At 68.0% G+C, this 23,511-nt stretch carries 25 protein-coding genes and 1 pseudogene; 16 read left to right on the forward strand and 10 right to left on the reverse strand.

The window, feature by feature from the left end; all coding sequences use genetic code 11:
* Positions 1–54 precede the first annotated feature (54 nt).
* On the forward strand, positions 55–1,236 hold the full coding sequence (locus ACYAF3_RS01360; protein WP_003101834.1) for an iron-containing alcohol dehydrogenase: 1,182 nt from the start codon (positions 55–57) through the stop codon (positions 1,234–1,236).
* A 4-nt stretch (positions 1,237–1,240) separates the two neighbouring features.
* On the opposite strand, the gene ACYAF3_RS01365 is transcribed toward ACYAF3_RS01360, so the two are convergent.
* Positions 1,241–2,143: a LysR family transcriptional regulator gene (locus ACYAF3_RS01365; protein WP_003116332.1), complete on the reverse strand. Its 903-nt coding sequence runs from the start codon at positions 2,141–2,143 to the stop codon at positions 1,241–1,243.
* 493 nt (positions 2,144–2,636) lie between these two features.
* Here ACYAF3_RS01365 and ACYAF3_RS01370 point away from each other — a divergent pair.
* The 5 genes and pseudogenes from ACYAF3_RS01370 to ACYAF3_RS01390 all read left to right on the forward strand — a co-directional run bounded on the left by ACYAF3_RS01370 (position 2,637) and on the right by ACYAF3_RS01390 (position 7,530).
* Positions 2,637–3,970: pseudogene (locus ACYAF3_RS01370) on the forward strand (MFS transporter).
* Positions 3,971–4,037: 67 nt separating this feature from the next.
* Complete coding sequence (locus tag ACYAF3_RS01375) at positions 4,038–4,691, forward strand: HAD family hydrolase (protein ID WP_003082318.1); 654 nt, start codon at positions 4,038–4,040, stop codon at positions 4,689–4,691.
* A gap of 81 nt (positions 4,692–4,772) precedes the next feature.
* Positions 4,773–5,489, forward strand: a complete 717-nt coding sequence (locus ACYAF3_RS01380) for a UTRA domain-containing protein (protein WP_003082314.1) — start codon at positions 4,773–4,775, stop codon at positions 5,487–5,489.
* A gap of 165 nt (positions 5,490–5,654) precedes the next feature.
* A complete protein-coding gene (locus tag ACYAF3_RS01385; protein WP_003082309.1) occupies positions 5,655–6,557 on the forward strand; it encodes a LysR family transcriptional regulator in 903 nt (300 codons plus the stop codon).
* 136 nt (positions 6,558–6,693) lie between these two features.
* Positions 6,694–7,530 (forward strand): bifunctional allantoicase/(S)-ureidoglycine aminohydrolase, encoded by an 837-nt coding sequence (locus tag ACYAF3_RS01390; RefSeq protein ID WP_057385643.1) that lies wholly within the window; start codon positions 6,694–6,696, stop codon positions 7,528–7,530.
* A gap of 97 nt (positions 7,531–7,627) precedes the next feature.
* Here the strand turns inward: ACYAF3_RS01390 and ACYAF3_RS01395 are convergent, their stop codons facing one another.
* A complete protein-coding gene (locus ACYAF3_RS01395; RefSeq protein WP_128669446.1) occupies positions 7,628–8,476 on the reverse strand; it encodes a CAP domain-containing protein in 849 nt (282 codons plus the stop codon).
* A 90-nt stretch (positions 8,477–8,566) separates the two neighbouring features.
* On the reverse strand, positions 8,567–9,442 hold the full coding sequence (locus ACYAF3_RS01400) for a LysR family transcriptional regulator (protein WP_003101845.1): 876 nt from the start codon (positions 9,440–9,442) through the stop codon (positions 8,567–8,569).
* Between the two features lie 145 nt (positions 9,443–9,587).
* Here ACYAF3_RS01400 and ACYAF3_RS01405 point away from each other — a divergent pair, with 145 nt between their 5' ends.
* A complete protein-coding gene (locus ACYAF3_RS01405) occupies positions 9,588–10,574 on the forward strand; it encodes an NAD(P)H-quinone oxidoreductase (protein WP_003133873.1) in 987 nt (328 codons plus the stop codon).
* 6 nt (positions 10,575–10,580) lie between these two features.
* On the opposite strand, the gene ACYAF3_RS01410 is transcribed toward ACYAF3_RS01405, so the two are convergent.
* Positions 10,581–11,312 (reverse strand): PA1136 family autoinducer-binding transcriptional regulator, encoded by a 732-nt coding sequence (locus ACYAF3_RS01410; protein WP_003112485.1) that lies wholly within the window; start codon positions 11,310–11,312, stop codon positions 10,581–10,583.
* A 171-nt stretch (positions 11,313–11,483) separates the two neighbouring features.
* On the opposite strand from ACYAF3_RS01410, the gene hchA reads away from it, so the two are divergent.
* The 3 genes from hchA to ACYAF3_RS01425 all read left to right on the forward strand — a co-directional run bounded on the left by hchA (position 11,484) and on the right by ACYAF3_RS01425 (position 13,445).
* Positions 11,484–12,359 (forward strand): glyoxalase III HchA, encoded by an 876-nt coding sequence (gene hchA, locus ACYAF3_RS01415; protein WP_003082292.1) that lies wholly within the window; start codon positions 11,484–11,486, stop codon positions 12,357–12,359.
* 255 nt (positions 12,360–12,614) lie between these two features.
* Positions 12,615–13,028 carry a thiol-disulfide oxidoreductase DCC family protein gene (locus ACYAF3_RS01420; protein WP_003163116.1) on the forward strand — a complete coding sequence of 138 codons (414 nt, stop codon included), beginning with the start codon at positions 12,615–12,617 and terminating at the stop codon, positions 13,026–13,028.
* Positions 13,029–13,094: 66 nt separating this feature from the next.
* Positions 13,095–13,445 carry a DUF7079 family protein gene (locus ACYAF3_RS01425; RefSeq protein WP_031688526.1) on the forward strand — a complete coding sequence of 117 codons (351 nt, stop codon included), beginning with the start codon at positions 13,095–13,097 and terminating at the stop codon, positions 13,443–13,445.
* Positions 13,446–13,454: 9 nt separating this feature from the next.
* Here ACYAF3_RS01425 and ACYAF3_RS01430 read toward each other — a convergent pair whose 3' ends face one another.
* Entirely contained in the window at positions 13,455–14,144 is a 690-nt protein-coding gene (locus tag ACYAF3_RS01430; RefSeq protein WP_003123148.1) for a hypothetical protein, read from the reverse strand.
* A 312-nt stretch (positions 14,145–14,456) separates the two neighbouring features.
* Between ACYAF3_RS01430 and ACYAF3_RS01435 the strand changes: the two genes are divergently transcribed.
* Positions 14,457–15,725, forward strand: coding sequence for a tetracycline resistance MFS efflux pump (locus ACYAF3_RS01435; RefSeq protein WP_031670675.1), 1,269 nt, complete (start codon positions 14,457–14,459; stop codon positions 15,723–15,725).
* Positions 15,713–16,690 carry a rhamnosyltransferase gene (locus tag ACYAF3_RS01440; RefSeq protein WP_031670674.1) on the forward strand — a complete coding sequence of 326 codons (978 nt, stop codon included), beginning with the start codon at positions 15,713–15,715 and terminating at the stop codon, positions 16,688–16,690. Before ACYAF3_RS01435 ends, ACYAF3_RS01440 begins: the two co-directional genes overlap by 13 nt.
* Here ACYAF3_RS01440 and ACYAF3_RS01445 read toward each other — a convergent pair.
* On the reverse strand, positions 16,687–17,094 hold the full coding sequence (locus tag ACYAF3_RS01445; protein WP_003082280.1) for a FosA family fosfomycin resistance glutathione transferase: 408 nt from the start codon (positions 17,092–17,094) through the stop codon (positions 16,687–16,689). The genes ACYAF3_RS01440 and ACYAF3_RS01445 overlap by 4 nt on opposite strands.
* Before the next feature lie 35 nt (positions 17,095–17,129).
* Complete coding sequence (locus ACYAF3_RS01450) at positions 17,130–18,041, reverse strand: LysR family transcriptional regulator (protein WP_003120586.1); 912 nt, start codon at positions 18,039–18,041, stop codon at positions 17,130–17,132.
* Between the two features lie 134 nt (positions 18,042–18,175).
* On the opposite strand from ACYAF3_RS01450, the gene ACYAF3_RS01455 reads away from it, so the two are divergent.
* Entirely contained in the window at positions 18,176–19,165 is a 990-nt protein-coding gene (locus tag ACYAF3_RS01455) for an aldo/keto reductase (protein ID WP_003082273.1), read from the forward strand.
* A 93-nt stretch (positions 19,166–19,258) separates the two neighbouring features.
* Positions 19,259–19,846: a DUF4234 domain-containing protein gene (locus tag ACYAF3_RS01460; RefSeq protein ID WP_003082271.1), complete on the forward strand. Its 588-nt coding sequence runs from the start codon at positions 19,259–19,261 to the stop codon at positions 19,844–19,846.
* 6 nt (positions 19,847–19,852) lie between these two features.
* On the opposite strand, the gene ACYAF3_RS01465 is transcribed toward ACYAF3_RS01460, so the two are convergent.
* Together ACYAF3_RS01465 and dgt are read right to left on the reverse strand one after the other, a co-directional pair.
* Positions 19,853–20,605, reverse strand: a complete 753-nt coding sequence (locus ACYAF3_RS01465) for an SIR2 family NAD-dependent protein deacylase (RefSeq protein ID WP_034003114.1) — start codon at positions 20,603–20,605, stop codon at positions 19,853–19,855.
* A gap of 13 nt (positions 20,606–20,618) precedes the next feature.
* On the reverse strand, positions 20,619–22,115 hold the full coding sequence (dgt, locus tag ACYAF3_RS01470) for a dGTPase (protein WP_003133889.1): 1,497 nt from the start codon (positions 22,113–22,115) through the stop codon (positions 20,619–20,621).
* A gap of 230 nt (positions 22,116–22,345) precedes the next feature.
* Between dgt and ACYAF3_RS01475 the strand changes: the two genes are divergently transcribed.
* Together ACYAF3_RS01475 and ACYAF3_RS01480 are read left to right on the forward strand one after the other, a co-directional pair.
* Entirely contained in the window at positions 22,346–22,666 is a 321-nt protein-coding gene (locus ACYAF3_RS01475; protein ID WP_003163119.1) for a DUF2025 family protein, read from the forward strand.
* A gap of 132 nt (positions 22,667–22,798) precedes the next feature.
* The gene (locus tag ACYAF3_RS01480) at positions 22,799–22,930 is read left to right on the forward strand and encodes a hypothetical protein (RefSeq protein WP_003086493.1); all 132 of its coding nucleotides are present in this window, start codon (positions 22,799–22,801) and stop codon (positions 22,928–22,930) included.
* A 33-nt stretch (positions 22,931–22,963) separates the two neighbouring features.
* Here the strand turns inward: ACYAF3_RS01480 and def are convergent, their stop codons facing one another.
* On the reverse strand, positions 22,964–23,503 hold the full coding sequence (gene def / locus ACYAF3_RS01485) for a peptide deformylase (RefSeq protein ID WP_003112493.1): 540 nt from the start codon (positions 23,501–23,503) through the stop codon (positions 22,964–22,966).
* Between the last annotated feature and the right edge of the window lie 8 nt (positions 23,504–23,511).

Consider the following 23,511-nt stretch of genomic DNA (forward strand, 5'->3'; position numbering starts at 1 on the left):
GCTGGCTTCGCGCCCGGCGGGGCCCGGCTCATCCTGCTTTCACGGAGCATCGCCATGAGCGACCTGCATTACTGGAACTACCCCACCGATATCCTCTGCGGCGTCGGCGCCCTGGAACAACTGCCGAGGCGTTGCGCGCTGGCGGGCGCACGCCGGCCCCTGCTGGTCACCGATCCCGGCATGCTCGCCCTGGAGCCCCTGCGCCTGGTGCGCGAGTGCCTGGAACGCGCCGGCATCGACCATGACCTGTTCCACGAACTGTCGAGCAACCCCAGCCTCGCTGAAGTCCACGGCGGCGCCAGGCGCTTCGAGGCTGGCGGGCATGACGCGCTGATCGCCCTCGGCGGCGGCAGCGCCCTCGACGCGGCCAAGGGAATCGCCCTGCTAAGCCGCGATCCGCACGGCCTCGAACGCTTCGAATGGACACAGACGCTGCGCAGCTATCCGACCCTCGCCGACTACCCGCTGCTCGGCCTGCCGCCGCTGCTGGCGCTTCCCACGACCGCCGGCACCGGCTCGGAACTGGGACGCGAGGCGGTGCTGACCGACACGCAACTGGGCATCAAGCGGGTCGTCGGCCACCGCGAGCTGCTGGCCGCCTGCGTATTCCTCGACCCGCGCCTGACCCGCGGGTTGCCGCCGGCGCTGAGCGCCGCCACCGGCATGGACGCCCTCACCCATCACCTGGAGGCGCTGTTCTCGCCGCTCTACCATCCGATGTCGGCGGGCATCGCCCTGGAAGGCGTGCGCCTGGTCAGGCAGCACCTGGAAAACGCCGTGCGCGACGGCAACGACCTCGCCGCCCGGGAAGGCATGCTGGTAGCCTCGGCCAGCGCCGCAGTGGCATTCCAGAAGGGGCTTGGCGGGGTCCACGCCCTGGCCCACCCGCTGGGCGCTCGCCATCACCTGCACCACGGCCTGCTGAACGCCGTGCTGCTGCCCTACGTTCTGCTGGCCAACCGCCCGGCGATAGAAGCCGACGCCGCGCGCCTGGCGCGCTACCTGGAACTCGACGAAGCGAGCTTCGACGGCCTGCTGGCGTGGATCCTCGAACTGCGCGCGCGCATCGGCATCCCGGCGAACCTCGCCGCCCTCGGCCTGGATGGCGAGGACGCGCAATGGGTGGGCGAGCAGGCGCTGGCCGACCTGTCGTCCTCGGCGACCAACGCCCTGCCGCTCGATGCCCGGGATTATGCGCGCATCTACCGCCAGGCGGTGGCCGGGACTCTCGCCTGAGCGCTCAGGACCCCAGGCCGTGGACCTGCAGCAGGTCGTCGATGAAGGCGCGGGCGGCTTCGCTGAGGGGGCGCCCGGCATAGACGATCATGCTGTGCTCCACCGGGTAGCTCAGCCGCTCCGGCAACAGCGCGCGCATCCGCCCGCGCTCGATCCAGGCTTCGGCGTAATGGGTCGGCAGGTAGCCCAGGTGGGTGCCGGCCAGCACGGCATGGGCGACCGCTTCCATGTGGTAGGCGGTGGCGCGGCTGCGCGACGGGCGTAGCGGCAGGACCAGGTTTTCCGGCAGGAAGCCATGCATCACCCAGTCACAGGCGGCGATCCGCTCCAGGGTCGGCTGCGCCTCGGCGAACAGCGGATGGCGATCGCCGCAGAACACGCCGATCTCTTCGCGATACAGCGGGCGGTATTCGAGGCTCGGCCGCGAACGGCTGAAATAGGAGATCGCCAGGTCCAGCTCGCCTTCGATCACCGCCAGTTCCAGCTCGGTGGGCGAATTGACGAAAAGGTTCAGCTGGACATCCTGGTCGCGCCGCTGGAAGCGCGCCAGCGCATCGCCGAAACGGGCCTGGGGCAAGGTCGCGAGATTGTCCGCGAGGCCCAGGTACAGCTCCCCGACCAAACGTCCGGACAACGCCTGCGCCTGGTCGCGAAACAGGCCGATGGCGTCGAACATCGTTCGCGAAGCCTCCAGCACCCGGCGACCCTTGGCGGTCAGTCGGAAACCGCCCTTGCCGCGCTCGCAGAGCCGGTAGCCGAGGCGCTTCTCCAGGCTGGCGATGTGCATGCTGATGTTCGACTGGCTCATGTTCAGCTCGGCCTGGGCCGCGGTGAAACCGCCGCACTTCACCACGCAGGCGAAGATGCGCAACAGACGCAGGTCTAGGTCGGTAACGTTTCTCAGCATGGCGGTCCGATCCGGCGCGAGGTCCCGCAGTCTAGCCGAGCGCCGCGACACGCGGCCATCCAGCGGCGGCGCACGGCGCACCAGAGGCGCTGGCGTATCATCGAAAATCTGGTCTATTCCAATTTCTTGAAAATACGTAGAAAAGTCCCGCCCAAAGGTGCCGCCAGGACAAGAAAATGCACCAATCCCAGGCAATCCCTCGAAAAAATCGAATCGTTTCGCCCCGCTTTTGGTCTAGACCATAAAAATACCCGGTGCTAGATTGACCTTCGCCAGCCGGCCCAGCCTGACCGGATCGGCGCCACGCACCGCCACCAAGCCTTCACAATCCATCTCAGCCTCGGCAGGACCGAGCAGGAGCGCATCGACAGCCAACCTTGCGCACGAAAAAAGTCATGGGAAAGGCATCTGGCCTAGACCATGCATCCGGACAGCTTTGCAGCAGCACAACAAGAACAACCTCCCCGCACTGTCTAGACCCATAGGGACCCACATGAACAACCACAACGGTACCCTGCACCGTGGCTGGCAATCGCTCCAGCGCTGGCGCATCCAGATCTTCGTCATCACCTGGCTGGCCTACGCCGCCTTCTACTTCACCCGCAAGGCCTTCTCGGTGGCCAAGCTCGGCATCGCCGAAGACCCCTCCTTCGAGCTCGACAAGAGCGCCATGGCCGATCTCGATGCCTCTACCTGGCCGCCTACGCCGTGGGCCAGTTCATGTGGGGGGTGTTCGCCGACCGCTTCGGCACCCGCGTGGTGGTGCTCGGCGGTTTGCTCACCTCGGCGCTGGCGGCGCTGGCGATGGGTACCTTCGCCACCCTGCCGATCTTCGCCGCCTGCATGGTGGTCCAGGGCCTGGCGCAGTCCACCGGCTGGTCGGGGCTGTGCAAGAACATCGGCGCCTTCTTCGCCACCTACGAGCGAGGCCGCGTGCTCGGCCTGTGGAGTACCTGCTACGCCTTCGGCGGGCTGGTGGCGACGCCGTTCGCCGGCTGGTGCGCCTACCGGTTGACGCATGACTGGCGCATGGCCTTCCTGTCCTCGGCGGGAGTGGTGCTGGCGGTGGCCGCGCTGTTCTTCTTCCTCCAGCGCAACCGTCCGCAGGACGTCGGCCTGCCGCCCGTGGAGGCCGAGGCCGCGCCCCCCGCCAACGCGCCCCGGCCGAGCCATTCCGGCGCCCTGCTGAAGGCGCTCAGGAATCCCCACGTGCTGGTCCTCGGCATCGCCTACTTCCTGCTCAAGCCGGCGCGCTACGCGATCCTGCTCTGGGGCCCGGTGATCATCTACGAACGCATGCCGGAGATCGGCAAGGTCGCCTCGGCCATCGTGCCTTCGGCCTTCGAGGTCGCCGGGCTGGCCGGGCCGATCCTCATCGGCCTGGCCTCGGACAAGCTGTTCGGCGCCCGCCGCATGCCGGCCTGCGTGCTCAGCCTGGCGGCGCTGACCGTGAGCCTGGCGTTGTTCGTCCCGGCGATGCAGAGCGGCAGCCTGTACCTGGTGGTCGGCCTGCTGTTCATGATGGGCGTCACCCTCTACGGGCCGGACTCGATGATCAGCGGCGCCGCCGCCATCGACTTCGGTACCAGCGAAGCAGCCGGTACCGCCACCGGCTTCGTCAACGGCTGCGGCTCGGTCGGGGCGATCCTCGGCGGCCTGCTGCCGGGCTACTTCGACACCCTCACGGTGTTCTTCGTGTTCACCGCCACCGCGCTGCTCGCCAGCCTGCTGCTGGTGCCGTTCTGGAACAGCCGGCCAGGCGCGTGCCGCGTCGAACCGAAGGCGCATGCCGGCGGGCCGCTGCTGGCGGCCGGCAAGCCGCGTTGAAACCTCGCCGAACCACCGCCCGGCGCCAGGCGTGCCGGGCCAATCCCTAGCGAACAAGGAACCGCCTATGCCACTTGCCCTCTTCGACCTCGACGACACCCTGATCGACGGCGACTGCGCGACCCTCTGGGGGCGCTACATGACCGAACTGGGCTGGGTCGAGAAGACCGCCTTCCTGCACCAGGAACGCCGCCTCATGGAACTCTATGCCGAGGGCCGGCTGGCCATGGAGGACTACATGGACTTCAGCCTGGCGCCCATCGCCGGCCGCACCCCGGCGGAGATCGCCGGCGCCGTCGAGGATTTCGTCGCGCGGATCATAGCGCCGCGCATCCACGCCGACGCCCTGCGCTGCCTGGAACGCCACCGCCAGGCCGGCGACCGCCTGCTGATCATCTCCGCCTCGGCGCACTTCCTGGTCAGCGCCATCGGCCGCCGGCTGGGGGTGGACGAGGTGCTGGCGATCGACATCGAGGAGCGCGACGGCCTCTACACCGGGCGCACCCGCGGCACCCTCACCTACCGCGAGGGCAAGGTCCGTCGCCTCGACGCCTGGCTGGCCCAGGAGGGCGAGACGCTGGCCGGCGCGACCTTCTATTCCGACTCGCGCAACGACCTGCCGCTGCTCTCGCGGGTCGACCGGCCGCACACGGTGAACCCCGACCCGGCGCTGCTCGGGCACGCCCGCGAGGCCGGCTGGCCAGTGCTGGAATGGCGCTGAGAAGGCGCGCCGCGCTATACCGCCGGCGGCCCGGAAGCATTACCCTGTAGCCCCCCGGAGCCCCAGCGGAGAAGCGTCGATATGCGCGACGAGCCGTCCCGCCCCCTGACGGTGATCTACCAGTCCCTGCGCGAGCAGATCGAGCGCGGCCTGCTCGCGCGCGGCAGCAAGCTGCCCAGCGAACGGCAATTGAGCGAGCTGTTCTCGACCACCCGCATCACCCTGCGCGAGGCGCTCGGCCAGTTGGAGGACCAGGGCCTGATCTACCGCGAGGAACGCCGCGGCTGGTTCGTCTCGCCGCAGCGGCTGCTGTACAACCCGCTGGTGCGCAGCCACTTCCACGCGATGGTCGCCGACCAGGGCCGGGTGCCGGAGACCGAGGTGCTCGGCGCGGCGATGATCCCGGCCAGCGTCGACATCTGCCAGCGCCTGGAGCTGCCGGCGCTGTCGCGGGTGTTCCAGATCCGCCGGGCGCGGCGGGTCGACGGGCGGCTGGTGCTGTACGTCGAGCACTACCTGAATCCCGCCTACTTTCCCGGCATCGAGCGCTTCGACCTGACTCGCTCGCTGACCGATCTCTACGCCAACCACTACGGCATCCGCTACGGCCGGGTGCGCTTCGAAATGGTCCCGACCATCCTCCCGGCGGAGGCCGCGGGACCGCTGCGGGTCTCGGTGGGCAGCCCGGCGCTACAGATCGTGCGGATCAACCGCGACCAGGCGGGCCGCCTGATCGACTGCGACCTGGAGTACTGGCGCCACGACGCGCTGCAGGTCAACGTCGAGGTGCCCGAGTAGCGCTCCGCGGTCCTGTTCCTGGCGCATGCATGACCGCCTGGCGGGTTTCCCGCCGCTTTCAGCGCATTGGTCGACCGCTGGGCACGCTGCGTCGACGCTGAGCGGTTGCCGCTGACGGCACGGCCTGCTAAAAGCGGCGACGACATTCGAAAATGCGATACGACCATGAGCGACAGTGAAAAATCGAATAGCCGCCTGTTCGACCTCGACCTGCTCCGCGCCATCGTCACGGTGGCCGACTGCGGCAGCTTCACCACTGCCGCCGCGCGCCTGCACTCGACCCAGTCGACCGTCAGCCAGAAGGTTCGCCGCCTGGAGGAAATGGCCGGACACCGCCTGCTGGAGCGCGGCAACCGCGACGTGTTGCCGACCGACGCCGGCGATACGCTGCTCGGCTATGCCCGCCGCCTGCTGGCACTGAACGACGAACTGGCCGAGGCGCTGTCCGGCGCCACGGTGGCGCTGACGGTGCGCATCGGCGTGCCGGACGACTTCGCCGCCGGCCGTACCACCGAGCGACTGGCGGCCTTCAACCGGCGTTATCCACAGGTCAAGCTGGAAGTCACCAGCGGCATGAGCCGCGACCTCAGCGCCAGCTACGACCGCGGCGAACTGGACCTGGTGCTGCTCAAGCAGCGCCGCGCCAGCCGCGAGGCACTGGCCTGCTGGCCGGAAAAGACATGCTGGGTGGACAGCGCCAGGAACCCCTGCATCGACCTCGACCCGCTGCCCATCGTCACCTTCCCGCCGCGCGGGGTCTACCGCGACGAGATGATCGCCGCCCTGGAAGCGGTCGGCCGGCGCTGGCACATCAGCTTCACCAGTTCCAGCCTCAGCGGCCTGCAATCGGCCATCGCCGACGGCATGGGCATCGGCCTGCTGCCGCTGCGCGCGGTGAGCGCAGGCCACGCGGTGCTGCCGAAGAACGCCGGGCTGCCGGCGGTGGACGTGTTCGAAGTGGCGCTGCTGCACCGGCCTGCGGCGGATCCGATGGTGAAGGCACTGGCACGCGTGCTGTCGCGGGTGCTGGCGGAAGATACCCGGAGCCGGCCCTCATTCGAAAAATGAATATGCTGGATTCCAACATTTAATTTGTGCATGCGACAGGCGCTGGATATCGTTGCCGTCAGCAACGGCTCGCGCCCGCCCATTTCGCTCCGGCGGCGCGTGCGCCGGCAGCAAGACAACAACGAGGAAACGCTCCATGTCCAAGTCCAGCTACTACGCGCCGCACGGCGGGCACCCGGCACAGACCGAGCTGCTCACCGACCGGGCGATGTTCACCGAAGCCTATGCCGTGATTCCCAAGGGGGTGATGCGCGATATCGTCACCAGCCACCTGCCGTTCTGGGACAACATGCGCATGTGGGTGATCGCCCGCCCGCTGTCCGGCTTCGCCGAGACCTTCTCGCAGTACATCGTCGAACTGGCGCCCAACGGTGGCAGCGAGAAACCGGAGCAGGATCCCAACGCCGAGGCCGTGCTGTTCGTCGTCGAGGGCGAGCTGAGCCTGACCCTGCAGGGCCAGGTCCACGCCATGCAGCCGGGCGGCTACGCCTTCATTCCGCCGGGCGCCGACTACAAGGTGCGCAATACCACCGGCCAGCACACCCGCTTCCACTGGATCCGCAAGCACTACCAGAAGGTCGACGGCGTACCGCTGCCGGAAGCCTTCGTCACCAACGAGCAGGACATCCAGCCGCTGGTGATGCCGGACACCGAAGGCCGCTGGAGCACCACCCGCTTCGTCGACATGAGCGACATGCGCCACGACATGCACGTCAATATCGTCAACTTCGAGCCGGGTGGCGTGATCCCCTTCGCCGAGACCCACGTGATGGAGCACGGCCTGTACGTGCTGGAAGGCAAGGCGGTGTACCGCCTGAACCAGGACTGGGTCGAGGTGGAGGCCGGCGACTTCATGTGGCTGCGCGCCTTCTGCCCGCAGGCCTGCTATTCGGGCGGCCCGGGGCGCTTCCGCTACCTGCTGTACAAGGATGTCAACCGGCACATGCGCCTGACCCTCAATGCGCCGCATTGAGGGCGGGACAGGCTGAAAGGGAACCCGGCGCCATGGCGCCGGGTTTTTCGTTTGCGGAAGGCGCCCAGCCCGTCGTCAGCTCCGGGCGCGGAGGACTTCAGGGCGAACCGAACATGGCCGTCCAGTAGATTCCCGCGTCGCTCTTCGGATCGGTGGCGTAGGCCGCGCCCAGCTCGCGGTAGCCGGGATTCATCAGGTTGGCGCAGTGGCCCGGGCTGGCCAGCCAGCCGTCGACCACCTTGTCCACCCCGTCCTGGCCGGCGGCGATGTTTTCGCCGATCAGCCCGCCGCTATAGCCGGCCAGCTCGGCGCGGTCGCCGGGGGTGCGGCCGTCGCGGTCGAGGTGGTCGAAGAAATTGCCGTTGGCCATCGCCCGCGAATGCGCTTCGGCGGCGCCGCCAAGGGTGGCGTTCCAGGCCAGCGGCTGGGTCGCTGCGTAAGGTTTGCCACCGCACTGGCGGGCTTGCCCGCGGGCGGCATTGATCTGTTCCAGGAGCTTCTGCCCTTCCGCCTGCCAATCGCCCATGCCGCCGCGCAGCAATGGCCGGGCGAGGACGATGCGCCAGTCGCGGTCCTGGCGGCTGACGCCGACGTCGACGAACTGCGGGTCGAGCACCACGCGGCAGAAGCTTTCCTCCAGCGCCTTCATCGCCGCGCCGGCATCGCGCGGCCCGGAAAGGCTGACCGACTGCACGTTGACCATCGGGTAGGCGGCCTGTGCCATCGCCTGCTGCAGGTCGCCGGCGGCATTCACCGGCAAGGCCAGGCGCGGGTCGGCGGCCAGCGGCGGCAGTTCACCGCTGGCCTGCCCGCCGCAGGACTGCACCTGGCCACGGTAGGCGTTGATCGCCTCGACCAGTTGCGCCTCGTCGGCGGCACTGGCGGCCGCTGCGAGCGCCAGCCCGAGCGTCAGTACGGCCAAACGCGGGATGCTTGGGATTGCCATGGAAATCTCCTCGATCTGATGGCGCCTATGATGCGCGATTCCGCGGCGCGCCGCCGCATTCGACCGGAACCCGGCGCCGGCGTTGCAGGCTCAGGCCGGCGCTTCGGCGAACGCCTCCACCAACCGCTCGATCACCGCGCGGACCCGCGCGGTGTGGCGCAGGTCCTTGTGGGTAACCATCCACACCTCGTATGGCCGGCGTCGCTCGCGCTGCGGCCAGACCCGCACCAGTCCGTCGCGCTCGCCCATGTACAGCGGCAGCTCGCAGAGCCCCAGGCCGCGCGCCAGGGCCTGGCGCACCATCATGTTGGAATTCACCGCGATGACCACCCGGCCGTCGCGGATCGGCTCGCCGCCCAGGGTCAGTTCGCGCTGGCTGTGCCAATAGGGTTCGTACATCACCAGGTCGTGGCCGCGGAAACGCTCGCCGGGCACCGGCACGCCGTTGCGCCGCAGGTAGTCCGCGGAAGCGAACAGGCCCATGGGCCAACTGGCGAGTTTTCTCAGGATCAAATCGGGATTTTCCGGCCGCAGGGTGCGAATCGCGATGTCGGTCTCGCGCTTGGGCAGGTCGACCACGGCCGAAGCGCTGTCGAGCAGCACGCGGATATCCGGGTGTTCAAGGTGCAGGCGGCCCAGGGCGGGTAGCACGAAGTCGACGGCCAGGGAGTCGGTGGTGGACAACCGCACCTCGCCGGACAGTCGGTGGTCCATCCCGCGGGTCCGCCGCAGCAACTCCAGGGCCGAGCGCTCCATCTTCTCGGCCAGTTCGAAGGCCGCCTCGCCGGCCGGGGTCAGCAGGTAGCCGGACGAGGTGCGCAGGAACAGGGTCGAGCCCAGCGCCGCCTCCAGCGACGCCAGCCGCCGGCCCACCGTGGCCTGGTCGACGTGAAGCGCGCGGGCGGCGCCGCGCAGGGTGTGCTCGCGGCAGAGCGCGAGGAAGACGCGGGTGTCGTCCCAATTCATGGCGGTTTTCCTGATGCATTTTCGCATCAGTCTAATGAAAAAGCGCTGCGCGACCACGGCATCCGCGCTGCTTACCATGCGAACCAGGTCCGAACCACTTTCCCAGGAGCATGCGATGAGCAGCACGAACCGATTTCCCGAACGAATGACCGCCATCGAGATCGCCCGGCCCGGCGGCCCCGAGGTACTGGTGGCGACCAGCCGGCCGCTGCCGACGCCCGGCCCGCGCGAGGTCCTGGTCGAAGTCCGCGCCGCCGGCGTCAACGGTCCCGACGTGCTTCAGCGCAAGGGCGTGTACGACCCGCCACCCGGCGCCTCGGACATTCCCGGCCTGGAGATCGCCGGCACGGTGCGGGCGGTCGGCAGCGAGGTCAGCCGCTTCGCCGTCGGCGAGGCGGTGATGGCGTTGATTCCCGGCGGCGGCTACGCGCAGTTCGCGGTGGCCGACGAGCGCACCACCCTGCACCTGCCCGACGGCCTGGGCATGGAGGAAGCGGCGGCGCTGCCGGAAACCTTCATGACCGTCTGGGTCAACCTGTTCCAGCGCGGTGGCTTCAAGGCCGGCGAGACGCTGCTGGTCCACGGTGGCGCCTCCGGCATCGGCACCACCGCGACCATGCTGGGCAAGGCCTTCGGCGCGGCGAAGATCTTCACCACGATCTCCAGCGAGGCCCAGCGCGAGGCCAGCCTGCGCCTCGGCGCCGACGTGGCGATCGACTACACCGAGCAGGACTTCGTCGAGGAAGTGCTGCGCGGCACCGAAGGTCGCGGGGTCGATGTGATCGTCGATATCGTTGCCGGCGACTATGTGACGCGGAACTACCAGGCGGCGGCGATGAACGGACGGATCGTGCAGATCGGCGTGATCAAGGGCAAGGCCGCCGAAGTCGACCTGTTCCCGATGCTGAGCAAGCGCCTGGTCCATCTTGGCTCGACCCTGCGCTCGCGAAGCCACGACGAGAAAGGCGCGATCATCGCCGAACTGGAGCGCCAGGTCTGGCCGCATGTGCGCGCCGGCACTGTCCGGCCGCAAGTGTTCCGCACCTTCCCTCTGGAACAGGCGCGCCAGGCCCACGAACTGATGGACTCCGGCCAGCACATCGGCAAGATCGTCCTCACGTCCGCTCCCTGAGGCCGCTCAGACCTCGATATCGCCCAGGCGCAGCGCCCGCGCCACCGCCTGGGCGGTGGACGCCGCGCCGAGACGGCGGCGGGCGGCACGCAGGTGATTCTCCACGGTGCGCTCGGAAATCATCAGGATCGCCGCCACCTCCGCTTGCTGCTTGCCCAGGGCGATCCATTGCAGGACTTCCCGCTCGCGCTCGCTGAGCGCTTGCGCATCGCCCGCCGACACAGGGCCGCGCAGGCGCTTCAGGGCGAAGAACAGGATCGGGCAGAAGGCCTGGGCGGCGAGCTTGCAACCGGCATTCAGGTCCAGCCGCTCGCCGGCGAAAGACACCGCGCCCTCCAGACCGTTGCGGCCGAACACCGGCACCTGCATGCCATTGACCTGGCCGAGGTCGCGGACCCCACGGACGATGCGGTAGGTCATGCGCTCGGGATCCTCCGAGGGGCTCTTCGACCAGAAGAACGGCTCGTCCAGTTCGAGGATGTGCCGGGTGACCGGACAGTGCAGAAGATAGGCGTCGCGCTCCTGGGCGCTGCGCCCTTCGGCCCAGTCGCCATGGACGAAGAACAGCTCGTCGATCAGTTCGTCCTCGTCGGGGCGGGGGAACAGGCTGCAGACGATCACCCGGTCAAAGCCCAGGCGTGCGGCGAACTCCACCATCTCGCGGCAGACCGCCTCGGTGGTAGCGGCCTTGCGCAGCCGGGCGACGCTGTCGAAGAGAAGGCTGGCGTAGTCGGTCATGGAGCGGACGTTCCTGGCTTTTTCCGCATGATCCCCGGCTTGCCGGCAAAAGCCCATAGGGGAAAACCCTCAGGCGACCCATCGTGGGTTAGGGGATTTCCCCTATTTCGCCGGCCGGCGACCCCGCCTATCGTCTTGGTACGACCTCCATCACGCAGAAAGGAACGAGCCATGAGCAACGAGCGCGATACCAGCAGAACCCCGACGCCCGACCACGCCGAGCACAACGCGTTCTTTCCCTCGCCCTATTCCCTGAGCCAGTACACCTCGGCAAAGACCGACTTCGACGGCGCCGACTACCCGACCCCGTACAAGGGCGGCAAGAAGGTGCTGATGATCGGTACCGACGAACGCTACATCCTGATGCAGAACGGCAGCATGTTCTCCACCGGCAACCACCCGGTGGAAATGCTCCTGCCGATGTACCACCTGGACAAGGCCGGCTTCGAGTTCGATGTCGCCACGCTCTCCGGCAACCCGGTGAAGCTGGAGATGTGGGCGATGCCCGGTGAGGACGAGGCGGTGAAGAGCATCTACGCGAAGTACCTGCCCAAGCTGAAAGCGCCGCGGAAGCTCGCCGACCTCCTGGAGCAGGCCGTCGCCGACGACTCGCCGTACGCCGCGGTGTTCGTTCCCGGCGGCCACGGCGTGCTGGCGGGCATTCCGCACAGCCGGGAGGTGAAACGGCTGCTCAATGCCTTCCTCGCCAAGGACCGCTACATCATCACCCTTTGCCACGGTCCGGCCTGCCTGCTGGCACCGGCGGTCGACGAGAAGCCGGAGGACTACCCGTTCAAGGGCTACGAGATCTGCGTGTTCCCCGACGCCCTGGACACCGGCGCCAACCTGGAGATCGGCTACATGCCCGGTCCCCTGCCCTGGCTGGTGGGCGAGAACCTGCAGAAGCTCGGGGTGAAGATCCTCAACAAAGGCATCACCGGCCAGGTCCACCGCGACCGCAAGCTGCTCACCGGCGACAGCCCGCTGGCCTCCAACAACCTTGGCAAGCTGGCCGCCAAGACCCTTCTCGAAGCGTTCGCCCGCTGATTCCCCGCCGCGCCCCGTCCGTGCCCCACGGACGGGGACATCTCCCGTTCGTCCCGGCGTCATCGAACTTAAACCGGCCTGGCGCAGCATCGTCCTTCAGGAAGAGGAATGGCGCGTTGCCCGACGCCGTCCGGCGAAAGACGAATCGATGACCGCACAGAAAGAAAACTCTGACAGCACCCCGACTAGTCGTCCTCCCTTCCCGCCGTTACGGTTCCGGGCTTGCGCACAAAGCCGAACCCAAGGGGGCCCCTCATGTCACTGCCGCCGTACCTCAAGCCCGGCGACAAGGTCGTGTTGTACGACCAGCACTGCCGCTTCTGCACGCTCTGGAGCGGTTTCCTGGCACGCCGCGCCGACCACCGGCTGAAGCTGCTTGCCGCGCAGTCCGCCGAAGGCCTGGCGATTCTCGATTGGTTCGGGCTGGCACCCGATCATTTCGACACCTGGCTGTTCGTCGACGGCGCCTACGCCTGCGACGACAACGATGCCCTGCTCGAGGTGCTGCGCCTGTTGCCGGGCCCCTGGCGTCACCTGCGCTGGCTGCGCCTGCTGCCAGCCTGGCTGCGCGACGAGTGCCACGAGGCGCTACGGCGCAACCGCTGGCGCTGGTTCGGCCGCCAGCGCCCACCCCTTCGTCGTCGCTCCTGGCGTCCCCGTCGGGCCTGACGCCTCTCCGCGCTGGCCGTGGCGGGTTATGCTGCCTGCGCACCAGCCTGCGGACCCATACTTGCCATGGCCCTTGACCCGAGCCAACGCCGACGACTGCGCCACGCGCTATCCGACGCCTTCGTCGACACTCTCCTGGAGCCCGAGGATATCGCCCGGCGGATAAAGGGCGTCGACCCGGCGTTGCTGGAGCGGTTGTTCTTCGAGGAAGTGGCGCCGGTCTGCCACGGCAACCTGCTCAGCCCCGCTCCGGCGGTATGGACCGCCTTCGACGAGGCCTGGCTGGAAGAGGCCATCGAGCGACGCCTGGCGCGGCAAAGGAGCTGCGCCCTGCGACGCTGGCACGAGCGCTGCCTGGTCGCCTGGCTGCGATGGCGATACGCCGACACCTGGCGCGCGATCGCCGGCACTCTTTGAGCGAGCGCCTCAGCGAAATACCGAATGGATGAGCTTGCCGGCCTTCTTCGTGTCGACCGCCTGCTGGCGTACCGGCGGCAGCGGCTCGCGCTTGTCCTTGTCTGCCTCGTTCATCTGCGCCACCCAGGCGTCCACCCGATCGCGGCTGACGGCGCCGTAGTTGAGACGGCAGCTGTCGACGAGCGTCTTGCCCTTCTTCTCCTTGTAGCTGCACTGCACGCGGAAGTCGCCGATGTAGTTGGTGGCGAAGCTCTCGGCACGGAACGGCGCGGAGAACGGCTTGGAGGTATAGGTCTCGTAGTAGTAGTCGGTCTTGGTCAGCGGCGTAGAACGACAGTTGGACTCCACGTTTACCGCCGTGTGGGTGACGCTGCGCTTCCTTTTCCGGACCGTCTTCTCCAGCGCCTCGCCGTTGGCCTCGCAGCGCTCCTCGTACGCACCGGTCTCGCGGGTGACGGTATAGGACAGGTACCTCACCTCGAACTCGTAAAGCTCGTAGTAGCGCGGCGTCAGTGCGAGGCTGAACAGCTCGGAGTACGACGAGGTGGTGACGTGCGCCGCATGGGTCTTGGAGGCGGGATCGCGGAAACGCAGGGTCAGGCGGGTGGACGGGTCGTTGCTGCCGGTGTTCTCGAAGCCGACCACGCCGGTGACGAAGCTGGGCGGATCGCCGGCGCGCATGGAGAACCAGGACGACACCGAGCCCTGGTTCGCCGGGTTGATGTTGCAGCCCGCCAGCGCTGCCATGCAGGCGAGCACGGCAGGTAGCTTTCCTTTTCTGGGCGTCATTGAAATCCCTTTGCTCGCGACAGGAGGAAAATATCGTTAGAAAACAACGTTGAGAGGCCGGCAAGGATACCCGACTGGCGCACGGGTCACATCATTATGACATCACACCGCCCGCCGGCGTTGCCGCGACCGTTCGTCGAACCTGTGAATTCCGGTAGTTTCCCTTGCCGTCGCTGGCGTCCCAGGATCGGGATTTCCTGTGTTCGCCGGGAGGGTCCTGGCGTGTCCACGACCAGCCTCTGCCCCTCCGCCACGCGGGAACACGGTCCCGGCGCGAAACGCGTCCTGCCTCTGCTGTTCCTCACCTGCCTGCTGGATGCCGCTGGCGTCGGCCTGATCGTGCCCCTGCTGCCGACGCTGATCGGCAGCGTGGCGCCGCTGGCGATCCGCGACGCGGCCACCTGGGGCGCCGCCCTGGTGATGACCTTCGCGCTGCTGCAATTGTTCTTTTCGCCGGTCCTCGGCAGCCTCAGCGACCGCTTCGGACGCCGCCCCGTCCTGGCCCTGGCGATGCTCGGCTTCGCCCTCAGCTATCTGCTGCTGGCGCTGGCCGACAGCCTCTGGATGCTGTTCCTCGGTCGCGCGCTGGCCGGGCTCACCGGCGCCAGCGTGGCCACCGCGATGGCCTGCGCGGCTGACCTCGGCACGCACGGGCAGCGCACCCGGCACTTCGGCTGGCTGTACGCCGGCCTCGCCCTGGGCATGATCCTCGGCCCCGCCCTCGGTGGGCTGCTGGCGGTGCACGGCACGACGCTGCCGCTGTTGCTGGCCGCCGGCCTGTGCCTGCTCAACGCCCTGCTCGCCGGCCTGTTCCTCGAGGAAACCCTGCCCCCGACGCGACGCCGCCGCCTGGATCCGAGGCGGATGAATGCCTTGCGCTCGATCAGCGGCCTGGCTCGGCAACCGGGGGTCGGACGCCTGCTGGCGGTGCTTGCCCTGGTATTCCTCGGCTTGCAGGCGGTGATGGTGGTCTGGCCGTTCTTCGTGATCGAGAAGTTTCACTGGAGCAGCGCCTGGATCGGCTACTCGCTGGCCCTCTACGGCGTGCTCGCGGTGCTCGCCCAGACCCTCGGCGTGAACCTCTGCAAGCGGCGCCTGGACGACGCCCGCCTGCTGCGCCTGGGCCTCGCCCTGCAAGGCTGCGGCCTGCTGCTGTTCGCCCTGGTCGACTCGTCATTCTGGCTGGTCTGCGCGCTGCTGCCCTTCGCGCTCGGCAGCCTCGCCACCCCGGCCATGCAGGGGCTGCTCTCGGCCCGCGTGCCGGTCGACCGCCAGGGCGAGTTGCAGGGCGTGCTGAGCAGCCTGATGAGCCTCGCCGCGATCGTCGGTCCGCCGCTGATGAGCGGCCTGTTCCACTGGGGCAGCGGTCCGCTCGCGCCAGTGCCCCTGGCCGGCGCGCCATTCCTCGCCGGCGCCCTTCTCGTTCTGGCCGGGCTGGTCCTGGCCTGGCAACTTCGACCTACGGGAGAAGAACGATCATGGACCGGATAGACATGGGCGTGCTGGTGGTGCTGTTCAATCCTGGCGACGACGACCTGGAACACCTTGGCGAACTGGCGGCGGCGTTTCCGCAACTGCGCTTCCTCGCCGTCGACAACTCACCGCACAGCGATCCGCAGCGCAATGCCCGGCTGCGCGGGCAAGGCATCGCCGTGCTGCACCACGGCAACCGGCAGGGCATCGCCGGCGCCTTCAACCAGGGGCTCGACGCGCTGTTCCGGCGCGGCCTGCAGGGTGTGCTGCTGCTCGACCAGGACTCCCGTCCCGGCGGCGCCTTCCTCGCCGCCCAGTGGCGCAACCTGCAGGCGCGCAACGGTCAGGCCTGCCTGCTCGGCCCACGGATCTTCGACCGGGGTGACCGGCGCTTCCTGCCGGCCATCCATCTCGACGGACTGACGCTCAGGCAATTGTCTCTGGACGGCCTGACGACCCCGCAGCGCACCTCGTTCCTGATCTCCTCCGGCTGCCTGCTGACCCGCGAGGCCTACCAGCGCCTCGGCCACTTCGACGAGGAACTGTTCATCGACCACGTGGACACCGAATACAGCCTGCGCGCCCAGGCGCTGGACGTGCCCCTGTACGTCGACCCGCGGCTGGTCCTCGAGCACCGCATCGGCACGCGCAAGACCCGCCGCCTCGGCGGTCTCAGCCTCAGCGCGATGAACCACGCCCCGCTGCGCCGCTACTACCTGGCGCGCAACGGCCTGCTGGTCCTGCGCCGCTACGCCCGGTCCTCGCCGCTGGCCCTGCTGGCGAACCTGCCGACCCTGACCCAGGGCCTCGCGGTGCTCCTGCTCGAACGCGACAAGCTGCTCAAGCTGCGCTGCCTGGGCTGGGGCCTGTGGGACGGCCTGCGGGGACGCGGCGGCGCGCTGGAGCGCAACCGCCCGCGCCTGCTGAAGCGCCTCGCCGGCCCGGCCGTGGCGTCCGTAGCTTCCGGCAAGGCCAAGGCCTAGTCGGCGAAACGCATTCCCGCATAGGGCGCTTGCCGGCACGCCGCGAGCCGGCTGCGCAGGTCGCCGACGTGGGCCTCCAGGCGATGGCCGTCCGGGTCGAGGAAGTAGAACGAATCGCCCTCGCTGCGGTTCTGCTTCCATTCGCGCACGCCATGCGCGCGCAGCTGCGCGGCGAAGCGGGCGAAATCCGCGGCGGCGATGCCGAAGGCATAGTGCGTGTAGTCCGCGGCCGGCCCGCCGTACTGCGGCTCCCGGGACAGGCACAGCCACAGTGAACCCAGTTCGAGATAGGCGCCCTGGTCCCAGCGTGCTTCCAGGCGAAAGCCGAGAAGATCGCGGTAGAAGGCGATGCTGGCCGGCAGGTCGGCGACCGCCAGGGTCAGGTGATTGAGACCGGTGAGCATGGGGGGCTCCTTGCAAGGTTTGGCGGGAGGACGATTCAGGCACGCCCCAGCCAGTCGCCGCGGATCATTTCCATCAGTTGGCGCAAGCCGGGTTGCGGCTGGCGTCGGCTCGGATAATAGAGGCAGAACGGCGCGCCCATCGAGGTCCAGTCCGGCAATACCAGTTGCAGCCGGCCGCTACGCAGCTCCTCGGCGATTCCCACTTCCAGGCAGTAGGCCAGGCCAATGCCGTCCAGGGCCGCGGCGACCGCCGTATTGCTTTCGTTGACGCTGAAAGGGCCGGGCACGTCGACCTCGACCATCCGCTCGCCGTCGCCCAGTTCCCATTTGTAGAACGAGTTGTCGCCCAGGCGCATGCGGATGCAGGCGTGCCGCAACAGGTCGTCCGGCCGCTGGGGCACGCCGTGGCGCGCCAGGTAATCGGGCGACGCGGCCACCACCCAGCGCAGCTCCCCGGTCAATGGCACCGCGACCATGTCCTGGGGCACCGTGCCGCCGTAACGGATGCCGGCGTCGTAGCCGTCGGCGACGATGTCGACCATGCGGTCCTCCACCGAAAGTTCCAGTTGCAGGTCCGGATACGCCTCGGTGAAGCGCCTGAGGACCGGCCCCAGCAGCAGCCGCGAGGCATCGCGCGGCACGTTCAGGCGCAGCCGGCCCACCGGCGAGGTGCGATAGGCATCGAGCTCGCCGAGCGCCTCGCCGATCACCTGGAAACCATCCTCCAGCTTGGCCGCCAGCGCGCTACCGGCATCGGTCGGCACCACCGAACGGCTGGTACGGTTGAGCAGCTTCACCCCGAGCCGCGCCTCGAGGTTGCGCATGCTGTGGCTCAGCGCCGAGGTACTGACACCCAGCTCCTGGGCTGAGTGACGGAAGCTGCGGCGCCGGACGATGGTCATGAAGACGTTCAGGTCGGCGAGTTCGGAACGGGTGAAAGCCGGCATTCCAGGGCTCCTGGCAGTTCTCGGAGGTCAATGCAGCATTGAGCCACATTCAATCTCGGGTGATCTAGAGTAATCGCTCCGTGCCGCCGAGCGCATTGCCGGCAAGCGTTTTCCCGATCTGCAGGAGTATTTCCATGAGCGTTGAAAGCATTCGCATCGAGGGTATCGACACGCCGGTCTCGCGCATCGGCCTCGGCACCTGGGCCATCGGCGGCTGGATGTGGGGCGGCGCTGACGACGCGACGTCGGTGGAAACCATCCGGCGTGCGGTGGAATCCGGGATCAACCTGATCGACACCGCGCCGGTCTATGGCTTCGGCCATTCCGAAGAGGTCGTCGGCAAGGCCTTGCAGGGCCTGCGCGACAAGGCGGTGATCGCCACCAAGGCGGCGCTGGAGTGGAGCGACGCGGGCATCCACCGCAACGCCTCCGCCGCACGCATCCGCCGGGAGGTCGAGGACTCGCTGCGGCGGCTGAAAACCGATCGTATCGACCTGTACCAGATTCACTGGCCGGACCCGCTGGTGGCGCACGAGGAAACCGCCGGCGAACTGGAGCGCCTGCGCCGCGACGGCAAGATCCTCGCCATCGGCGTGAGCAACTATTCGCCGGAACAGATGGACGGGTTCCGCCAGTTCGCTCCGCTGGCCAGCGTGCAGCCACCCTACAACCTGTTCGAGCGCGCCATCGACGCCGACGTGCTGCCCTACGCCGAGCGTAACGGCATCGTCGTGCTGGCCTACGGAGCGCTGTGCCGCGGCCTGCTTTCCGGACGGATGAACGCCGAGACCCGCTTCGATGGCGACGACCTGCGCAAGTCCGACCCGAAGTTCCAGCAGCCCCGCTTCGCCCAGTACCTGGCAGCGGTCGCGCAACTGGAGGAACTGGCTCGCGAGCGCTATGGCAAGTCGGTGCTGGCCCTGGCCATCCGCTGGATTCTCGATCGCGGCCCTACGGTGGCGCTGTGGGGGGCGCGCAAGCCGGAGCAGTTGAACGGCATCGCCGACGCCTTCGGCTGGCGCCTGGACGACGAGGCCATGGCCCGCATCGAGCGGATCCTCGCCGAGACCATCCAGGATCCGGTCGGTCCCGAGTTCATGGCGCCGCCCAGCCGCAACGCCTGATCGGACGGCCGGGGCGGCACGCCCCTGGCCGCTGGCCTGACGGAGCGGCGGAAGGCAAAATGGCGGTTTTTCTCAAGGACTGCCGGATCAGTTATGGAAAACGTCTACAAGACCCCGGAAGCGCCCCTGGTGGAAACCCGCGGCGCGAAGCGGGCGCATTTCTTCGTCACTTCCCTGGGCAAGATGAGCGTGCTCTTCCTCGTCACCCTGGGGCTCTACGGCGTGTACTGGATGTACAAGCACTGGAAGGCCCAGCAACCGCAGATGGAGCGGCGGATCAGCCCGGTATGGCGGGCGATCTTCGGCATCTTCTTTTTCCACGCCCTCGCCCGGCGGATCCACCAGGCCCTGCCGGAAGAGCGCCAGGCACTATGGAGCCCGAGCAAGGATGCGACCTGGGCGGTGCTGCTGACGGTCGCGGCGAACCTGATCAGCCATCTCACCGACGTGGTCCCCGCGCTGGAGCCCTACTCGCTGCCCTCGCTCCTGCTGCTGCTCACGCCGCTGATCCCGATGCGCAACATCCAGCGCCAGGCCAACCTCGCCAGCGGCGACCCGCAGGGCACGGGCAACGCCGGCTATTCGGGCTACAACCTGCTGTTCATCGTGCTCGGCGCGCTCTACTGGCTGCTGATCCTGATCGGTTCCGCGGTGATCCTCTTCGGCTCGTCCCAGGGCTGAGCCGCCTCAGCCGGGAAACGCCCGGCGCAACAGTTCGGGCAGCACCTCGCCGGCCGGACCGACGAGACAGTGTTCGCGCGGATGGCGGGTGCGCACCGGTTGCGGGTTCACATGCACGACGCTGGCACCGTGCTCCAGCGCCAGTCCGGGTATCCGCGCCGCCGGCTGCACCACGCCGGAAGTGCCGACGCTGAGCAACAGGTCGCACTCGCAGGCCGCGGCGAAAGCCTCGCGCAGCGCCGCCTCGGGCAGCGCCTCGCCGAACCAGACCACGCCCGGCCGGACCTGTCCGCCGCAGGCCGGACAACGCGGCGGCTCGATCCGTCGTCCCTCTTCCGGCTCGACCGAATCGGGCAAGGCGTCCCGGTAGGCTGCCGCGCAGGTTGCGCAACGCGGCGCGTGCAGGCTGCCATGCAGGTGAAGGACGTCGCGGCTGCCGGCGCGTTCATGCAGATCGTCGACGTTCTGGGTGACCAGCCGGGTGTCGGCGATTCGTCCGCTCAATGCGGCAATCGCCCGGTGCGCGGGATTCGGCTGGACACCCAGCACCTTCAGGCGGCGCCACTCGTACCAGCCCCAGACCAGCGCGGGATCGTCGGCGAAGGCCGCGGGCGTGGCCAGGGCCGCCGGATCGTAGCGCGCCCAGAGACCGCCAAGGGCATCGCGGAAGGTGGGAATCCCGCTTTCCGCCGACACCCCGGCGCCCGTGAAGATCACCAGGCGGTGGGCGCCGGCGAGCAGTTCGACGACAGCGCGCATCTCGCTCCTCCGCTTACAGCGCGGACAACGCGCGGTATTCGTCCTGGGCATGCTGGTCGGTCATGCCGCTGACGAAATCCTGGAGCATGCGGCAGCGGTGGTAGAACTCCCACTGCCGCTGCAACGGGTCCTCCGCCACACCTTTCATGGCCTCCAGGTAAGCCTTGATCTGCTGGCTCGGCAGGCGCCGAACCAGCAGTTGCGGATGCGGCGCGGCGGCCTGGCGACCTTCGGCGAGAGCCTGGAACTCCTCGGCCGGCAGGCGCAGCAGCGGCGCGTAGAAATCCAGCAACCCCTGAATGATGCGGTAGCCCTGCAATTCCAGGGTTTCCACCTCCGGATGGCAGAACACCCATTCCATGGCCACGTCCTTGAACGTCTGGACGATGGCGTGCGGCAGGCTGCCGTCCTCCATCAGCGCGCGGCCGAGGGTGCCGGCATGAACCGCTTCGAGGTTGTCGATGAACTGCTGGGCGGCGTGCTGGACCAGCGGGTGGATCATTTTCACCCGCAGGCGGATGAAGAATTCGCTGACCTTGTTGATCGGCTCCCGCTCGGCCTTTTCCAGCGAGTAGTCGACCATCCGCTGGAAGCTCATGTTGTCCGCGTCGCCGGGAATCGGCGCGTCCGGCGAATGGTGGACGGCAAACTTCTTCACCAGCAGATCCGCCAATTGACGGATGTCGAGGATGCCTTTTTCCACCGAGTCTTCGATATCGGCCAGGCAATAGGAGATATCGTCGGCCGCTTCCATGATGTAGGCCACAGGGTGGCGAGTGCCCGGGCGCATGCCGAGGACTCGGCGCAGTTCGTCGACGAAGGCTTCCTCGGAAAGATAGAAGCCCGGCTTCTTGTTCAGGTAGTGGTTCGCCGCCGCCTTGTCCGGCTTCGGCTCGTAGGCCGGACGCACGTACTTGAGCAGGCCGGCGGTCTGGGTGTAGGTGAGGTTCAGGCGCAGCAGCTTCACCACCAGGCGGATGGCCTGGGCGTTGCCTTCGAAATGCTTGAGGTCGGTGAGCATGCGCTGCTGCAACAGGCCGTCGCCCTGGCCCGGCGGTATGCGGCGCTCGAACAGGGCGTCGAGGTTGCGTTCGAACCAGTCGTTGATGGCGTACTCGCCGAAATGACCGAACGGCGGATTGCCGACGTCGTGCATCAGGCAGGCCATTTCCACCAGGCTTTCCAGCGCGCCTTCCAGCCCGTCCAGGCCGACCTCCGCGGCACGCGGGCCCAGTTGGCGGAACAGCGTGCGGACGATGAAACGCCCGGTCTGCTGCACTTCCAGGGAATGGGTCAGGCGGCTGCGCACCGCCGCGTTGCGCTCCAGCGGGAAGACCTGGGTCTTCTGCTGCAGGCGCCGCACGGCGGCGGAATTGACGATGCGCCCGCGGTCGCTTTCCAACTGGTAGACGATGTCTTGCAGATCGGTATTCCCGGCATGTCCGTAGGTTTCCCTGTCATGCGGACGCTGGCGGGATATCCGCTCCTTGAAATCCACGGCCCCTGGCATCTGGCGCTGTTCTCCACTCGGTCGGCTGCGAACCCCGAGCCTAGCGCGTGGCGGCGGTTTAACCAAGGTCGCGACAATCCGTCCCACTACCGTTCGCGGTCCGCCCTCTTCCCCGGGCGGCGGCAACTGGCAGAATACCCCGCTCGGCACCAGCGACCCCCGCCGCAGAACGGGGGCGCCGCCGATCATGCGTGCGCCCAGAGAAACAGGAACGTTCAGGGAGGTTCCGCATGAGCATCACATCCACCGACATCTGCCAGGCCGCCGATGCCCTCAAGGGGTTCGTCGGTTTCAACCGCAAGACCGGCCGCTACATCGTGCGTTTCAGCGAAGACTCCTTCGGCATGGACGTAGCCGACGACAGCATCACGCCCACCAGCGAGTTCGTCTGGAGTTCGGTACGCGACGACGTCATGCGCCTGGGCCGCGAGCAGTTGCAGATCCTGCTGGAACAGAACATCAACGAACGACTGAACATCGGCGAGCCGCTACTGGTCTATCTGCGCCGCCAGGACCTGCCGGAAATCACCGCACAACGCCAGTTGCCCTGAGCGCCGTCGATCGCCACCCGCGCCGGGCGCTGCGCCACGCATTATGCTGGAAGCGTCCGCCGCCGTCCGGCGTCGCGGACGCCATCGGCCATCCGGCGCGCCACGCAGGTGCTGCGTGGGGAGGTGAACGCCATGAGCAAGGGACTGAACGCGAAGAAGGAAACTCGTAGGAAACCGCTGAAAACCGCCCAGGAGAAACGCCTGGCGAAACGAGCGAAAAAACACGCTCCGGCGGCGCCGCTCGGCACCCCATCGCGGAGCTGAACCAGGCCGGAGCGGAGCCGCAGGCGCAATCGCTCAATCGTCCGCGGCGGGGTCCAGGTCGGGGAACAGCACCTCGGTGAAGCCGAACTTGCTGAAGTCGGTGATTCGCGAGGGATACAGGCGGCCGATCAGGTGGTCGCACTCGTGCTGCACCACCCGCGCATGGAACCCTTCGACGCTGCGGTCGATCGGCTGTCCCTGCGGGTCCAGGCCCTGGTAGCGGATGCGCCGATGGCGCGATACCGCGCCGCGCAACCCCGGCACCGACAGGCAGCCTTCCCAACCCTCTTCCATCTCGTCGTCCAGCGGGGTGACCCGCGGGTTCAGCAGGATGGTCGGCGGCACGGCCGGGGCGTCCGGATAGCGCTCGCTGCGCTCGAAACCGAAGATCACCAGCTGCAGGTCGACGCCGATCTGCGGCGCGGCCAGCCCTACCCCGCCGACGTGATGCATGGTTTCGAACATGTCGTCGATCAGCCGTTGCAGCTCCTCGCTACCGAACAGTTCGGACGGCACCGGCTGCGCGATACGCAACAGGCGCTCGTCACCCATCTTGAGGATTTCCCGGATCATGCCGCCCC

The organism is Pseudomonas sp. TZ252 (assembly GCF_056110345.1).

Bases quoted from the DNA above. Each gene is read 5' to 3' on its own strand.
- ACYAF3_RS01360 (WP_003101834.1), top strand. From the start codon at position 55: ATGAGCGACCTGCATTACTGGAACTACCCCACCGATATCCTCTGCGGC.
- ACYAF3_RS01365 (WP_003116332.1), bottom strand. From the start codon at position 2,143: ATGCTGAGAAACGTTACCGACCTAGACCTGCGTCTGTTGCGCATCTTC.
- ACYAF3_RS01375 (WP_003082318.1), top strand. From the start codon at position 4,038: ATGCCACTTGCCCTCTTCGACCTCGACGACACCCTGATCGACGGCGAC.
- ACYAF3_RS01380 (WP_003082314.1), top strand. From the start codon at position 4,773: ATGCGCGACGAGCCGTCCCGCCCCCTGACGGTGATCTACCAGTCCCTG.
- ACYAF3_RS01385 (WP_003082309.1), top strand. From the start codon at position 5,655: ATGAGCGACAGTGAAAAATCGAATAGCCGCCTGTTCGACCTCGACCTG.
- ACYAF3_RS01390 (WP_057385643.1), top strand. From the start codon at position 6,694: ATGTCCAAGTCCAGCTACTACGCGCCGCACGGCGGGCACCCGGCACAG.
- ACYAF3_RS01395 (WP_128669446.1), bottom strand. From the start codon at position 8,476: ATGGCAATCCCAAGCATCCCGCGTTTGGCCGTACTGACGCTCGGGCTG.
- ACYAF3_RS01400 (WP_003101845.1), bottom strand. From the start codon at position 9,442: ATGAATTGGGACGACACCCGCGTCTTCCTCGCGCTCTGCCGCGAGCAC.
- ACYAF3_RS01405 (WP_003133873.1), top strand. From the start codon at position 9,588: ATGACCGCCATCGAGATCGCCCGGCCCGGCGGCCCCGAGGTACTGGTG.
- ACYAF3_RS01410 (WP_003112485.1), bottom strand. From the start codon at position 11,312: ATGACCGACTACGCCAGCCTTCTCTTCGACAGCGTCGCCCGGCTGCGC.
- hchA (WP_003082292.1), top strand. From the start codon at position 11,484: ATGAGCAACGAGCGCGATACCAGCAGAACCCCGACGCCCGACCACGCC.
- ACYAF3_RS01420 (WP_003163116.1), top strand. From the start codon at position 12,615: ATGTCACTGCCGCCGTACCTCAAGCCCGGCGACAAGGTCGTGTTGTAC.
- ACYAF3_RS01425 (WP_031688526.1), top strand. From the start codon at position 13,095: ATGGCCCTTGACCCGAGCCAACGCCGACGACTGCGCCACGCGCTATCC.
- ACYAF3_RS01440 (WP_031670674.1), top strand. From the start codon at position 15,713: ATGGACCGGATAGACATGGGCGTGCTGGTGGTGCTGTTCAATCCTGGC.
- ACYAF3_RS01445 (WP_003082280.1), bottom strand. From the start codon at position 17,094: ATGCTCACCGGTCTCAATCACCTGACCCTGGCGGTCGCCGACCTGCCG.
- ACYAF3_RS01450 (WP_003120586.1), bottom strand. From the start codon at position 18,041: ATGCCGGCTTTCACCCGTTCCGAACTCGCCGACCTGAACGTCTTCATG.
- ACYAF3_RS01455 (WP_003082273.1), top strand. From the start codon at position 18,176: ATGAGCGTTGAAAGCATTCGCATCGAGGGTATCGACACGCCGGTCTCG.
- ACYAF3_RS01460 (WP_003082271.1), top strand. From the start codon at position 19,259: ATGGAAAACGTCTACAAGACCCCGGAAGCGCCCCTGGTGGAAACCCGC.
- ACYAF3_RS01465 (WP_034003114.1), bottom strand. From the start codon at position 20,605: ATGCGCGCTGTCGTCGAACTGCTCGCCGGCGCCCACCGCCTGGTGATC.
- dgt (WP_003133889.1), bottom strand. From the start codon at position 22,115: ATGCCAGGGGCCGTGGATTTCAAGGAGCGGATATCCCGCCAGCGTCCG.
- ACYAF3_RS01475 (WP_003163119.1), top strand. From the start codon at position 22,346: ATGAGCATCACATCCACCGACATCTGCCAGGCCGCCGATGCCCTCAAG.
- ACYAF3_RS01480 (WP_003086493.1), top strand. From the start codon at position 22,799: ATGAGCAAGGGACTGAACGCGAAGAAGGAAACTCGTAGGAAACCGCTG.
- def (WP_003112493.1), bottom strand. From the start codon at position 23,503: ATGATCCGGGAAATCCTCAAGATGGGTGACGAGCGCCTGTTGCGTATC.